The following is a 13,465-nucleotide window of genomic DNA, read 5'->3' on the forward strand; positions in this document are numbered from 1 at the left end:
GTGATTGAAGGGCTATTTGTCATGTGTCCTAAAAGAGCAGGAGTTTTTTATTCGTCTCACTTGATTCGAGCTTACTTTAATTTGATGACAACGATAATAGTTGTCGTTTTTTTTGATGAAAAATTCTATCGTACTAAAAAAATCAAAATAATCCTTTTTTCGTGTAAAATAAATATGGACATAAAGGAGGATATGCACATGTATTTCGTTGATAATAAAGGCATTACAGACCCTAGAGTGAACTTGGCAATTGAAGAATATCTTGTAAGAAACATGGATGTTGAGCAGGATGATTTTTTACTGTTCTATATCAATCAACCGTCCATTATTATCGGTAAAAATCAAAACACATATGAAGAAATTAACACAGACTACGTTGAAGAAAATGGAATTATCGTCGTTCGGAGACTTTCTGGTGGCGGAGCGGTGTATCACGATTTAAATAATTTAAATTTCAGCTTTATCACAAAGGACGACGGAAACAGCTTCCACAATTACAAAAGATTCACCCAGCCTGTAGTAGATGCATTGGCAAAATTAGGGGTGAACGCGGAACTTTCTGGTCGCAATGATATTTTAGTGGAAGGACGAAAAGTTTCAGGAAACGCGCAATATGTAACACGCGGCCGTTTGGTTAGCCACGGCACATTGATGTTCAATCTAGATCTTGATGCGGTGGTAAATTCATTAAAAGTAAAGCAAGACAAAATTGAATCAAAAGGAATTAAATCCGTACGTTCACGTGTAGCAAACATCATTGATTTCTTGCCGGAAAAAATTACGGTAGAACAGTTCCGAATGGAAATTTTGAAATCTATTTTCGGTGGCGAGGAGAATATCCGATATTACGAGCTATCGGAAGAAGATTGGGAAAATATTAATACGATATCGAAAGAACGCTACCAAAAATGGGAATGGAACTATGGAAAATCACCGCGCTTTAATATGCAAAAGCAAAAGCGCTTCCCATCTGGGGAAATTGATATTCGTTTAGAAGTGAACAAAGGAATCATTGAAGAAATTAAGATTTTTGGTGATTTCTTTGGCATGGAAGACGTAGAAGAAATCGAGCAACGTTTAGTTGGTGTACGCTATGCTTATAAAGATATTGAAGAAGCTTTGGCGGATGTTGATATTTCCAGATATTTCGGCGGCGTAACGATGGACGATTTCTTACAATTAATTTATTAAGTAGTTAAAGTTAAGCTAACAGTTGAATATTAACAGCAAAGGCTGAAATAAAAAAGAACGAATTTCCGGTTAAAGAAGTTCGTTCTTTTTCATGTGTTCAACAATTATTTTTATTGAATGAATAGCCGAGGATAACTTATTGTCGCTTTTTAGTTTTCTTATTATTATGTTTTTCTTGCGGTGTTAAAGGTTCGTTTGCAAGTTCATGATCAAATTCTCTTGATAGTTCTTTTCTTACTGCCTGCTCATCGCTGAAGTTGCCACTTAAGTTTTTCTTTTCTCTGTTACTCATCATCACACCTCCATGACATTAGTGTGTCATTAGGTGTCTTAACTATGCATTTGAAAAGAGATAAAGTCCTTTTTCATCTGTTGGTTTATTTCATAATTGAAAGGGTATTGAAGAAGAAAATATATAGAAACCGATCAATGTTTGTGTAAAATATTTGAAATTTAGTATGACAAAGATAGTATTAACCAATTCAAATCTGTCAATGATAACAAAAGAGGAGGTGTGAGATAATGCAACAAGAGATTCTTTGCGAAGTAAATAACTGCAAGTATTGGGCTGATGGAAACAAATGTAGTGCTGAAAGAATCTATGTAGTAAGTCAAAAAGGAAAAGAAGCATCCAATAGTGAAGAAACAGATTGCAAAACATTTACACCAGAGAATTAATTTTTATCAGGTAACCAATGAAAATTGGTTACCTTTTATAGTTATAGTATTGATAATAACTCTCATTTTCATTCGTTTTTATTGAATTATTTTTAGCTTTTCTAATTGTTAAATTTTTTAATAAGCATAAAATAGGATTTCTCCACTTTATCTTCAATATAGTCTAACGAATAACAACCGAATGGATCCGCTAATTCTCCAATAGCACGAGAAAGGTTGTCAATCACAAAGTTCAAATCTTCAGATTGTTTATGTTCTGCTTGTGAATTTATTTCATACATAATTTCATGAGCTAAACGTTGTATACGCTGTAAACGCATTTCTTTTATCAGCACAGATTTCCCCCTTTTTTCAGCATACACAAAACATTATATGGTAGAGGTGTAAAGTACATGAAAATGTTTCAAGACGATTTTCTCTCTTGGGGAGCAGGATTAATTAATGCATAAAAAGAAGTACATCCGCAATGAACGATAAGTTTTCGTATAGCGGAAATTAATGGTATGATTTATGAAAGGAGGAAACGATAATTGAGGATGACTGGATTAGTCTTAGGGGGAATCGCTGGGATTTTCAGCATCGGTTTGTGGATTGTCTTTGTTTTTTATAATCCTTATTCGTCTACAGTTATTGAAGCCGGTCCAGCAATTAATACTTTTCTGTCGTTATGCCTCCCAGCCTGTTAAGCAATAATTGCTTTAATTATTCAAAAAGACTACCTTATGCTAATCGCTTTTATTTGGTCTTTGCCAATAAGCCTGTATATGCTGGGAACACCAGCAATCTTCCATTGATTTTTTGCTCCATGTATTGATTATTTTATATGTTTTCTACTTTTGTATTTTTCTAAGATAAAAGCAAGAACCAAGTTTGATATAAGATGATTTTAACGAATTGTTTGATTCGATTTGGGGAATTTCCGAATAAGGAGGATATAAAATGTCATTAATTACTCCAAAATGTATGAAATGCAATAAAGTAATAGAAGATGATGAAGAAGTATTAATACAACTTCGATATCCTAAGAGAAAAGGAATCACTGAAATTAAAGCGTATTTAAATCTTGAAGGCAAATTTATTTGCAGCAATTGTTCAAAGAAAATGAATATCTAAATCTGTGTGAGTTAAGGAAATTTAAGATATGAGAAGATTAAGAGATGTATTTTATATCAATGCCAATTTAGAAGAACAATATTTTATTTACTATGGAATGGAATTTCATGAATTTATTCAGTATTGCCCGGTAAACTTAGAAAATTTACTAATTACAGATGGGCAATATATTGCCAACGGTTTTAATGTTCATTGGTTTTTTGAAACGGCAGTGGGGAAAGAGGGAATTTTAGAGTTAGCAAGAGAAGATATTTACGGTTTAGGTAATTTTCATTGGATTGATTACAACAATGAAGAAGATTTAAACCAATGTACACCGGAAGAGAAAGCGGAAGTATTGTATTTGTCTCATTTTGGCAAGCCATTAAATTCGCCATTTTTTGATCGAATCAAAAATCAATTTGTTTATCTCGCCCACGATGATGGATGGTATTGCAAACTATATTGCAGAGATATTTTAGTGTTTAAGGAAATACTCGCAAATAAAATCATTGGAACTGTTTCCACAAATAAAAGAAGAAAAATCTATCCAATGGCTGAGGAAATAAAAAATCAACTATTTGAATTGACAAAAGAAGGTTTATTAATCGATTTTTCGAATATTTACCGGGATAGTCAATCAATTGGGCTAAGATTTTATGTAATAGGTCACTATGAAGATATGGATGAAATGTATAACAATCTTGAACGTAATAAGCGTAAAGCGAAATTCAGTCGGTTTTTAGAACATAAAAATAAGCAGTGGAAAATTTGTAATGGGTAACATTTTATAGCTGCAATGCTCCAAATCCTTTATGTGTTTTTATATTAAACATAGTAAAGGATTTTATATTTATAAAGAAAAAATAGATGATTCAATAAATTTATAAATAACTGAAAAAATCACATATTTTGCTATTCTATCTGCATATCAATTATACTAATCCTGTAAGATTTATTGCATAGGAGGTATTTGTTATGGCAAAGGTTGCATTTTTACTAGCAAGTAATTTTGAGGATTCTGAGATGAAAAATCCATATGAGGCAATTAAAGAAGCTGGACACCAAGCAGTCATCATTGGTTTGGAAAAAGGAGCAGAGTGCAAAGGTAAAAAAGGAACAGTTTCATATACAGCAGAGATCGGTGCGAAAGATGCAAAAGCAGATGAATTTGATGCTGTTGTAATTCCAGGCGGAAGTTCTCCAGAAGCATTGCGCGTCAATGATGATATCGTTCGCTTTGTAAAAGAAGCCAATGAACAAGGCAAATTAATTGCGGGTATTTGCCACGGACCTCAAGTGATGATTAGTGCGGACATTTTAAAAGGAAAAGCGGCAACATGCTATATCGGCATTCGAGATGATGTAAAGCTAGCTGGTGCAGACTATCGTGATGAAGAAGTCGTTGTGAGCGAAAACATCATCACATCCCGTACTCCGAAAGATGAACCTGCATTTATTCGTGAGATTTTAGCGAAATTAAATTAATAGAGGATAAAGAAAAAACGATTTCCGAATTACGGAAGTCGTTTTTTTCTTTAATAAATAAACAATTTTGTTAACAATAACAGAAAATTTGAATGGAAAAAGACATATTTTTATTTATAATGTATAAAATTCCAAGTGACATTGTGTCCTAGTATAATTTTATTATTCCAAGTCAAAAATGGGGGTGTTAATAACTTATTTGGAGGAAAGTCATGATAATTAAATGACCTTCATGTAATAGAAAAGTAAAAAGAAAAATGGTCATGGAAGATGCAAATGTGGTGCTCATGTAAAAATAATTAATAGATAATTTACCTAATCCCTAAATATAAAAAAATAAGAAATTTTATATTTAATACTAATTTGAAATGAACTTAATAGAACAAATTGGAAAAAGCCCAATACACTACACTATTAACCCAATTTATTTTGAAGAAAAATGAATCTCGATAGAATTTTTAGAGACGATTTGAACATCACATTTAAATTTTAATTCCAATATTCAAAATGCGAAAAGCTAAAAAAACAAAAGTAAGCATTTTACAAAATAGAAATCTATAAACATGAAGTAACATGTTGTGATTGTTGCGTATTTATGCGGCTTGAGCCACTGTGGTGCTTAAGCCGTTTATTCATTTAGAGAGTTTTAATTTCAATATGATGGGTACCCAATATTTCCATATTAATATAGAGATATATTTAGATATAATGAAGTTATATGTGTAGAAGTAGGAGGAAGCTAGATGATTACAGGTGAAATCAAAAATAAGGTAGATAAAATATGGGAGACGTTCTGGACGGGTGGAATCACCAACCCATTAACGGTAATCGAACAATTTACCTACCTTTTATTTATAAAAAGTTTGGATGAAGCAGAAACCATTAAAGAGAAGGAAGCAGAAATTCTTGGTATTCCTTTTGAAGGAATCTTTCCAGAAGATAAACAACATTTACGTTGGCATCGTTTTAAAAATCTTGGTTCCCCAGAAGAAATGTATCATATCGTATCGGATGAGGTTTTCCCTTTCATTAAAAATCTTCATGGTCAAGAAGATTCTGCATACTCAAAATACATGAGCGATGCAATGTTTTTAATCCCAACTGCTAATATGCTGGCAAAAATTGTAGATGGCATTGATACCCTTCCATTACAAGACCGAGATTTCCAAGGAGATTTATATGAGTATTTATTGTCGAAAATTTCAACGGCCGGTACAAACGGTCAATTCCGTACACCAAGGCATATTATCCAAATGATGGTGGAATTGGTTAAGCCTATGCCAGAAGATATCATGATCGACCCTGCAATGGGAACGGCTGGATTTTTAGTTGCAGCAAGTGAATATTTACGGAAACATCATCAGGATTTATTTCTCGTTCAAGGGTTAAAAGAACATTATCATAACACGATGTTTTACGGAAATGATATGGACCGAACAATGCTTCGAATTGGTGCCATGAACATGATGCTGCATGGTGTAAATAATCCGAATATTGAATATCGGGATTCCTTATCTGAAATGAATAAAGATCAAGATAAATATACGTTAGTGCTAGCAAATCCGCCATTTAAAGGATCATTAGATTATGAAGCAGTATCAAACGACTTATTGAAAATTGCTAAAACGAAGAAAACGGAATTATTGTTCTTATCTTTATTTATTCGAATTTTAAAACCAGGTGGACGTGCAGCAGTTATTGTTCCAGACGGTGTGCTATTTGGAAGTTCGACAGCCCATAAAGCTATACGCAAGGAAATTATTGAAAATCACAAATTAGAAGCCATTATTTCCATGCCTAGTGGAGTGTTTAAACCGTACGCAGGAGTATCTACGGCGATTATCATTTTTACAAAAACAGGTGCAGGTGGTACAAATCACGTTTGGTTCTATGACATGAAAGCAGACGGATTCTCTCTAGACGACAAACGCACTCCAATTGAAGAAAATGATATTCCGGATATTATTTCACGCTTTAACAATTTGGAAGCAGAAAAGGAACGGAAGCGAACAGAACAATCTTTTTTTGTACCGATAGAAGAGCTACGAGAAAATGAATATGACTTGTCTATTAATAAATATAAAGAAATCGAGTATGAGGAAATTGAATATGAGAATCCTATGGAAATACTCGAAAAAATTGGAACTTATGAAAAAGAAATAATGGATGGTTTAAAAGAAATTGAAAATTTAATAAAAGGGGCTAATTGAATGATTTCGAAATATGAATGTTATCCCCTTAAAAATTTTATCAATCAAATTAGAGGGGTATCTTACAAAAAAAATCAAATATCAGAAAAACCAATCGATGGATATATCCCATTGTTAAGAGCCACAAATATTCAAAATGGAGAAATAATCTATCAGGATGTGTTGTATGTAGATTCTTCTCTCGTAAAATTGGAACAAAAATTAAGAAAAGGCGATATCTTAATTGCAGCATCGAGCGGCAGTAAAGAAGTTGTTGGAAAGTCGGGACAAGCAAACGAAGATTGTGAATATACTTTTGGAGCCTTTTGTAAATTAATTAGGCCAAAACAAAATATTAATGCGGATTATTTAAGACACTTTTTTAATACAGATTATTATTCTCGAACAATCTTACAGTCTATTAATGGGGCGAATATTAATAATTTAAGAAATGAACATATAGACGATTTAATGATTCCCATTCCATCATTAGAGATACAAAGCAAAATAGCGGCATTATTAAATAAGGCTCAAGATGTAATTAAATGTCGCAAAGCTCAAATCGATTTATTAGATCAATTAACGCAAAGCATATTTTTCGAGATGTTTGGGGATCTGGAAACAAACCCTAATGGATGGGAATCTAAAAAGTTAAGTGAGATTTGTCAAAATTTAGATAGCAAGAGGGTTCCAATTACTTCATCAGAACGCAAAAAAGGTATTTATCCATATTATGGAGCTTCAGGTATCGTAGATTATGTTGATGATTATATTTTTGATGACGATTTATTACTAGTTTCAGAAGATGGAGCCAATCTGTTATCTAGAGTAACGCCAATAGCATTTGAAGTGAAGGGAAAAATTTGGGTTAATAATCATGCCCACGTATTGAAGTTTGAACATTTATCCACCCAGCGTTTTATTAAATATGTTATCAATTTACAAGATATTTCACATTTGATTACTGGATCTGCCCAACCTAAACTAAATCAAAAAAATTTAAATTCATTTATGGTTCCATATCCACCGCTAGAATTACAAAATGAGTTTTATGAAAAAGTGGAAAAAATTGAAGAACAAAGGAAGGTATTTGAATCTAGCTTACTAGAATTAGAAAATTTATATCAGGCATTGTTGCAAAAATCATTTAGAGGCGAATTATTTTCAGAAGAAGAATTGTCAATTATTTAATAAAAGGGAAGTGCCAACATGTCCAATTTTGGCTTTTTAAAAGATAAGAAACAGTATCAAAGTTTTGCAGAGACTTGTTTTGAAGCAGAAAAAGGATTGGTTGTAAGCCCTGCTGTCAGCGCCATTCAATCTCGACGGGCATTGGAGCTTGCGGTGAAATGGGTTTATAGCTTTGACAGTGCGGTAAAAGTTCCTTATCAAGATAATCTATCCAGTTTAATTCATGATCGAGAATTTTTAGGGATTATTGATGATGACTTATTACCAATGATGAAGTATGTAGTGAAGCTCGGCAATCAAGCGGTTCATACGAATGCACCGATAACGCGTGATGAAGCGGTTTTGTCCCTACATCATCTATTCCAATTTGTTGCGTGGATTGATTACTGCTATTCCGATGAATTTACTGCAGGGGACTTTGATGAATCTTTACTTCCTGTTGGTGAAGAACAACAGGTTCGACCGAAAGAATTACAAGATTTATATGAACAATTAAGTGCAAAAGATCGCAAACTAGATGAAATTATCAAAGAAAATCAACATCTACGCAAACAAGTGACGGAAAAACGAATCCGTAATACAAAAGAATACGATTTCCATGTGGATGAACTCAATGAAATTGAAACAAGATTGAAATATATTGATTTAGATTTGAAACTTGCAGGTTGGGATTTGAATAAGGATATTTTACGAGAATATCCTGTTGTAGGTATGCCAAACAACCAAGGCAAAGGATTTGTTGATTACGTATTATTCGGAGATAACGGTAAACCATTAGCTGTAGTTGAAGCAAAGCGCACATCAAAGGATCCGAAAATGGGTAGACAACAAGCGAAACTATACGCTGACTGTCTTGAACAAATGACAGGTACTCGCCCAGTGATTTTCTATACGAATGGTTTTGAAACGTTTATTTGGTGCGATCCTTATCCGCCACGAAAAGTTTCTGGCTTCTATAATAAAGAAGAATTAAGTTTATTAATAGAACGCCGTCAAATGAAACGGCCGTTTGATCAAGTTCAAATCAATGATTCAATTTCCAATCGTTATTATCAAAAAGAAGCAATTTTATCGGTTTGTGAAGCATTGTCTCGCAATCAAAGAAAAGCGCTTCTTGTGATGGCTACAGGTAGCGGGAAAACGAGAACGGCCATTTCCATAGTGGATGTGTTAACTCGTCACAATTGGGTGAAAAATATTCTCTTTTTAGCGGATCGGAAAGCATTAGTAAATCAAGCATATCGAAATTTTAACAAACTATTACCTAGCATACCGTTATGCAATCTATTAGATAACAAAGATAATCCGGAAGAAAGTCGCATTGTCTTTTCCACCTATCCAACGATGATGAACGCCATCGATGAGGCGAAACGAAAAGATGGGAAAAAATTATTTACGGTTGGACATTTTGATCTCATCATCATCGATGAATCACATCGAAGTATTTATAAAAAATACCGTAGTATATTTGAGTATTTTGATGGGATATTGCTCGGTTTGACTGCCACCCCAAAAGATGAAATCGATAAAAATACGTATGAAGTATTTGACCTGGAAAATGGTGTTCCAACTTACGCTTATGAACTTGAACAAGCTGTAAAAGACGGATTTTTAGTGGATTATCGAACAATTGAGACAAAGACGAAATTTTTAGAAGAAGGCATTCACTATGATGATTTGTCTGAAGAAGATAAGGAAAAATACGAAGAAACATTTGAGGAAGAAGAGTTTTTAGATGATATTGACAGTTCTGCCTTAAATGAATGGTTATTTAACGACCATACGATCGATATGGTATTACAAGATTTAATGGAAAAAGGCATTCGGGTGGAAGGAGGAGACAAGCTAGGTAAAACGATTATTTTTGCAAAAAATCATCGCCATGCGGAACGGATTGTGGAGCGTTTTGACGCATTATTTCCAGAATACGGTGGACAATTTGCAAGAGTAATTGATTACAGCATAAAATATGTTCAATCATTAATCGATGACTTTTCAGATAAAAATAAAATGCCACAAATTGCGGTGTCAGTTGATATGCTTGATACGGGTGTGGACATCCCTGAAGTAGTTAATCTTGTATTCTTTAAAAAAGTTCGTTCGAAAACTAAGTTTTGGCAAATGATTGGTCGTGGCACAAGGCCTTGTTCAGATTTAATAGGAATTGGGCAAGATAAAACCCATTTCTTAATCTTTGACTATTGTGGGAATTTTGAGTTTTTCCGTGAAAATCCAAAAGGAATGGAAACGCAAATCGGAAAAAGCCTAACGGAAAAACTATTTAATGTGAAAGTCGATATTATTCGTGCATTACAAGAAATTCAATATCAAACAGAAGAATATATCAGTCATCGAAATGAATTAGTCCATGAAGCAACTCGAGAAGTTATGGCCCTTGATAATGAAAACTTCCGAGTTCGTCAACATTTGCAGTACGTAGAAAAATTCAAGAATAAAGATAACTGGTTGTCGCTATCTGTTCTAGATACGAATGAAATTAAAGAACACATTTCACCAATTATTCTTCCAGTGCAAGATGATGAATTTGCTAAACGTTTCGATTTATTAATGTATACGATTGAATTGGCGAAATTACAATCAAATAATGCAACAAAACCGATTCGCAGTGTCATCCAAACGGCGGAAGCTTTATCGAAACTAGGTACGATTCCACAAGTCATGGAGCAAAAGTACATTATTGAGAAAGTCATGACGGAGGAGTTTTGGGAAAGTGCGGATATTTTTGAGTTAGATGCAGTACGTGAAGCACTGCGAGATTTAATTAAATTTATCGAAAAGGAAACACAAAAGATATATTATACAAATTTCCAAGATGAAGTCATTGATGTGAAAGAACATGGCTCAATGTTCTATGTAAATGATTTACAAAATTATCGGAAGAAAGTCGAACATTATTTGAACGAGCATAAAGATCAAATGGCCATTTATAAACTTTATCATAATAAACCATTAACAGCACAAGATGTGGAAAGACTAGAAGAAATACTATGGAAAGAACTTGGCACAAGGGAAGAGTATGAAAAAGATTTTGGAGATACACCGATTACAAAACTTGTTCGCCAAATTGTAGGTTTGGATCCGAAATCCGCTAACGAAGCATTTTCAGAATTTCTTTCTGATGAACGGTTAAACTTAAATCAAATTCGATTTGTGAAACATATTGTTGATTATGTCATTAAAAACGGAACGCTTGATAAAAAAGTTTTACAGCAGGAACCATTCAGATCTGTTGGAAGCATTGTCGATTTATTTAAAAATAATATGGATGATGCTAGAAAAATCATCAGCATTATTGACGAGATTAACCGCAATGCGGAAGAGATTGTAGGTGCATAGTCTGTCTCAGAGCGGTTTTTTTTCAGCAACTTTTATGATTCCAATACAATGTATATACAAAAGAAGAACGAATTCCATGTTGAATTCGTTCTTTCTTTTAGTGCGCCTGGCATGGGTGTAATCTATAGGGTGTAAGTCCCGAACTGTGAAGGCAGAAGTAACAGTTAGCTTAACGCAAGGGTGTCCGTGGTGACGCGGAATCTGAAGGAAGCGAGCGGCAAACTTCCGGTCTGAGGAACACGAACTTCATATAAGGCTAGGTATCATTGGATGAGTTTGCTAAACAAAACAAAGTCCTTTCTGCCAAAGGTGGTACAGAGTAAATGAAGCAGATAGATGGAAGGAAAGATTACATTCTTACCCGGGGAGGTCTGGCGGATATGTGAAGTACGCTTCATAACCTACTTAGTGATAAGTAGCTGAACCGTCAGAAGTCAGCAGAGGTCATAGTATTAGTTGGTTTAGAACTACTAAGAAGGACCGAACAATTAAGAGAGAATAGCCCTTGGCATTCAGTGAGTCATGATGAACACAGAAAACGTAGTACCTCACTTGAGGAAGGAAGCGGTGAATCCCGTGGGAGACCTCTTGGAGGGTGGAGTGACCACTGGCATAAAGAGAACAGCTATTCACGGAAGTTATAAAGACTTGCGTCAATCATCTTAATTGAACCGCCGTATACGGAACCGTACGTACGGTGGTGTGAGAGGACGGGAGTTAATCGCTCCCTCCTACTCGATTGGTTGCAATTGGAGTGTTATTTCTGGTTGTTCTTAGATATCGCTACAGGAAACTAACGTACTGCATTCATTTATTGATCTAAAGCATATAGTCCTCGCTTAATTGGTTACAGAAACTTTTTTTCCCAATGCTGTCTCTTTTTATGATTTTTTATTGTAACCACGCTCTCCATAAGGTTGTAATTTTTCCAACCATTTTTCTTCAAGTTTGAGTAGTGCTTCTTTTTCGTTGTAATATGGGTCATCATCTTTCTTTTTTAATATTTCTAGAATTTCAAATGTGAAAGCATCTTTTCCATATTGGTTCCAATCTTTCTGAAGTTCTTTGTTTGTTGTATAGGTATTCATTTCGAGCATAAATTTTATTCCATTTAGTGTTTTGATATTTTTCGTACTTCCAATTAATATTTTGTTGTTGATTGTATTCTTAATTTGAAAAATCCCAGCTTCTACTTTTGTTTCTTTGAATTGTTGTTTGAGTGCTTTTTTTCGGTCCATATTTTTCACCTTCTGATTCGTTTATTTGTTTAACCAATAACTGCTTCCGTCAGATTTGCGGTTTAAAAATCCGTAATCTACCAAATACCTTCTGATTAGAGCATAGTCCTCATAAATCCCTTTTAAAATCTCGTTTAATTCTTTTTCCTCATAATGGTTATCCGGTTTTAAACGATTCGCGATTTCTCTAAGAATGATGAGTCTTTGTTTTTCTTTATTAGGAAATTTCGTCAAAACCCCATTGGAAAAGTATTTTTGAATTATTTGCTCTTGCTCTTCTTGTGTAACGTTATATCGTTCATCAACCATTGTGGCTGTTTTATGCACGGGAACAAAAGCGGGTGCATGTTGATCTTTTTCTTTCAACAATTCCATTAAAGCTAGAAAAATCTTCGCCTGACGCTCTTTTTCTTTTAATGCAAAACGATGATGGCGAATTGTTGAGGTGCTTCCAATTCCCAGTTCTTTCTGAATTTCTTTATCGCTTTTCCCTTCATAAAAAAGAGATAATAATTTCTTTTGATGTTCTGTAAGACCCGTGAGTTTCTTATCCATTGAAAGTATATAGTTAAATACGGAAATGTGTGCATTTTCAATATGAATTCGCATATATCTTTCAGCTTCATAAAGTTTATTTTCGTAAGGATAAATTATTCCTTTTTCAATTCTTTCTCCACATAAAAGACAAGTAAATGAATCTTTGTCTTGGATATAACCATTTTTCAAATCTTCTATTGAAGCATTCCAAAAAATTTTTGATAATTCCAATGTTCGTTGCACTTCCTATCTATTTTTGAATAAAACAAACAAAAATTCATTTTGTTTATTATTTCATTGAATATTTTATATAAAAGTTTGAAATTGTTCAACTTATATACCAAACGTTTTATTGGATTGTTTGTTTTGGTATAAACGAATTTAATTTTTGTTTATTACATTCGCAACCATTCATAATCGGAAAATAAAATGGCTAGGTTTTACCTTCTAGTAAGACCTAGCCAGTAGATTGTTTAAGATGACGATTTACAGACGCGAAAACTC

13 protein-coding genes are annotated in these 13,465 nt (G+C 33.8%); 9 read left to right on the forward strand and 4 right to left on the reverse strand.

Translation table 11 applies throughout. The features are described 5' to 3' along the window. Positions 1-198: 198 nt before the first annotated feature. Positions 199-1,191 (forward strand): lipoate--protein ligase, encoded by a 993-nt coding sequence (locus tag NST00_RS05440; RefSeq protein ID WP_016839464.1) that lies wholly within the window; start codon positions 199-201, stop codon positions 1,189-1,191. A 136-nt stretch (positions 1,192-1,327) separates the two neighbouring features. On the opposite strand, the gene sspO is transcribed toward NST00_RS05440, so the two are convergent. Continuing rightward, the gene (gene sspO, locus NST00_RS05445) at positions 1,328-1,483 is read right to left on the reverse strand and encodes a small acid-soluble spore protein O (RefSeq protein WP_016839463.1); all 156 of its coding nucleotides are present in this window, start codon (positions 1,481-1,483) and stop codon (positions 1,328-1,330) included. 230 nt (positions 1,484-1,713) lie between these two features. Between sspO and NST00_RS05450 the strand changes: the two genes are divergently transcribed. After that, entirely contained in the window at positions 1,714-1,869 is a 156-nt protein-coding gene (locus NST00_RS05450; RefSeq protein ID WP_016839462.1) for a DUF1540 domain-containing protein, read from the forward strand. Positions 1,870-1,970: 101 nt separating this feature from the next. On the opposite strand, the gene NST00_RS05455 is transcribed toward NST00_RS05450, so the two are convergent. After that, positions 1,971-2,204 carry a hypothetical protein gene (locus NST00_RS05455; protein ID WP_340709725.1) on the reverse strand — a complete coding sequence of 78 codons (234 nt, stop codon included), beginning with the start codon at positions 2,202-2,204 and terminating at the stop codon, positions 1,971-1,973. A 604-nt stretch (positions 2,205-2,808) separates the two neighbouring features. Between NST00_RS05455 and NST00_RS05460 the strand changes: the two genes are divergently transcribed. The 7 genes from NST00_RS05460 to NST00_RS05490 all read left to right on the forward strand — a co-directional run bounded on the left by NST00_RS05460 (position 2,809) and on the right by NST00_RS05490 (position 11,852). After that, complete coding sequence (locus tag NST00_RS05460) at positions 2,809-2,982, forward strand: Fe3+-hydroxamate ABC transporter substrate-binding protein (RefSeq protein WP_016839459.1); 174 nt, start codon at positions 2,809-2,811, stop codon at positions 2,980-2,982. Positions 2,983-3,010: 28 nt separating this feature from the next. Further along, positions 3,011-3,745, forward strand: coding sequence for a hypothetical protein (locus NST00_RS05465; protein WP_096549670.1), 735 nt, complete (start codon positions 3,011-3,013; stop codon positions 3,743-3,745). Between the two features lie 194 nt (positions 3,746-3,939). Beyond that, the gene (locus NST00_RS05470) at positions 3,940-4,449 is read left to right on the forward strand and encodes a type 1 glutamine amidotransferase domain-containing protein (RefSeq protein WP_016839457.1); all 510 of its coding nucleotides are present in this window, start codon (positions 3,940-3,942) and stop codon (positions 4,447-4,449) included. 743 nt (positions 4,450-5,192) lie between these two features. Beyond that, positions 5,193-6,659: a type I restriction-modification system subunit M gene (locus NST00_RS05475; protein WP_016839456.1), complete on the forward strand. Its 1,467-nt coding sequence runs from the start codon at positions 5,193-5,195 to the stop codon at positions 6,657-6,659. Further along, positions 6,660-7,829, forward strand: a complete 1,170-nt coding sequence (locus tag NST00_RS05480) for a restriction endonuclease subunit S (RefSeq protein ID WP_016839455.1) — start codon at positions 6,660-6,662, stop codon at positions 7,827-7,829. It abuts the gene before it with no gap. An 18-nt stretch (positions 7,830-7,847) separates the two neighbouring features. Next, positions 7,848-11,186: a DEAD/DEAH box helicase family protein gene (locus tag NST00_RS05485; RefSeq protein ID WP_340709726.1), complete on the forward strand. Its 3,339-nt coding sequence runs from the start codon at positions 7,848-7,850 to the stop codon at positions 11,184-11,186. A gap of 522 nt (positions 11,187-11,708) precedes the next feature. Next, positions 11,709-11,852, forward strand: a complete 144-nt coding sequence (locus tag NST00_RS05490) for a hypothetical protein (RefSeq protein ID WP_172597779.1) — start codon at positions 11,709-11,711, stop codon at positions 11,850-11,852. A 215-nt stretch (positions 11,853-12,067) separates the two neighbouring features. Here NST00_RS05490 and NST00_RS05495 read toward each other — a convergent pair whose 3' ends face one another. Then, positions 12,068-12,424, reverse strand: coding sequence for a GIY-YIG nuclease family protein (locus NST00_RS05495; RefSeq protein WP_016839453.1), 357 nt, complete (start codon positions 12,422-12,424; stop codon positions 12,068-12,070). Between the two features lie 21 nt (positions 12,425-12,445). Further along, positions 12,446-13,192 (reverse strand): DUF2087 domain-containing protein, encoded by a 747-nt coding sequence (locus NST00_RS05500; RefSeq protein ID WP_016839452.1) that lies wholly within the window; start codon positions 13,190-13,192, stop codon positions 12,446-12,448. Positions 13,193-13,465: the final 273 nt, after the last annotated feature.

This window comes from Ureibacillus sp. FSL K6-0165, from assembly GCF_038004285.1.
In the GTDB taxonomy this organism is placed as follows: Bacteria; Bacillota; Bacilli; order Bacillales_A; family Planococcaceae; genus Ureibacillus; species Ureibacillus thermosphaericus.

Excerpts from the sequence above, each read along its gene's own strand:
- NST00_RS05440 (WP_016839464.1), top strand. The coding sequence starts at position 199 with ATGTATTTCGTTGATAATAAAGGCATTACAGACCCTAGAGTGAACTTG.
- sspO (WP_016839463.1), bottom strand. The coding sequence starts at position 1,483 with ATGAGTAACAGAGAAAAGAAAAACTTAAGTGGCAACTTCAGCGATGAG.
- NST00_RS05450 (WP_016839462.1), top strand. The coding sequence starts at position 1,714 with ATGCAACAAGAGATTCTTTGCGAAGTAAATAACTGCAAGTATTGGGCT.
- NST00_RS05460 (WP_016839459.1), top strand. The coding sequence starts at position 2,809 with ATGTCATTAATTACTCCAAAATGTATGAAATGCAATAAAGTAATAGAA.
- NST00_RS05465 (WP_096549670.1), top strand. The coding sequence starts at position 3,011 with ATGAGAAGATTAAGAGATGTATTTTATATCAATGCCAATTTAGAAGAA.
- NST00_RS05470 (WP_016839457.1), top strand. The coding sequence starts at position 3,940 with ATGGCAAAGGTTGCATTTTTACTAGCAAGTAATTTTGAGGATTCTGAG.
- NST00_RS05475 (WP_016839456.1), top strand. The coding sequence starts at position 5,193 with ATGATTACAGGTGAAATCAAAAATAAGGTAGATAAAATATGGGAGACG.
- NST00_RS05480 (WP_016839455.1), top strand. The coding sequence starts at position 6,660 with ATGATTTCGAAATATGAATGTTATCCCCTTAAAAATTTTATCAATCAA.
- NST00_RS05485 (WP_340709726.1), top strand. The coding sequence starts at position 7,848 with ATGTCCAATTTTGGCTTTTTAAAAGATAAGAAACAGTATCAAAGTTTT.
- NST00_RS05490 (WP_172597779.1), top strand. The coding sequence starts at position 11,709 with ATGATGAACACAGAAAACGTAGTACCTCACTTGAGGAAGGAAGCGGTG.
- NST00_RS05495 (WP_016839453.1), bottom strand. The coding sequence starts at position 12,424 with ATGGACCGAAAAAAAGCACTCAAACAACAATTCAAAGAAACAAAAGTA.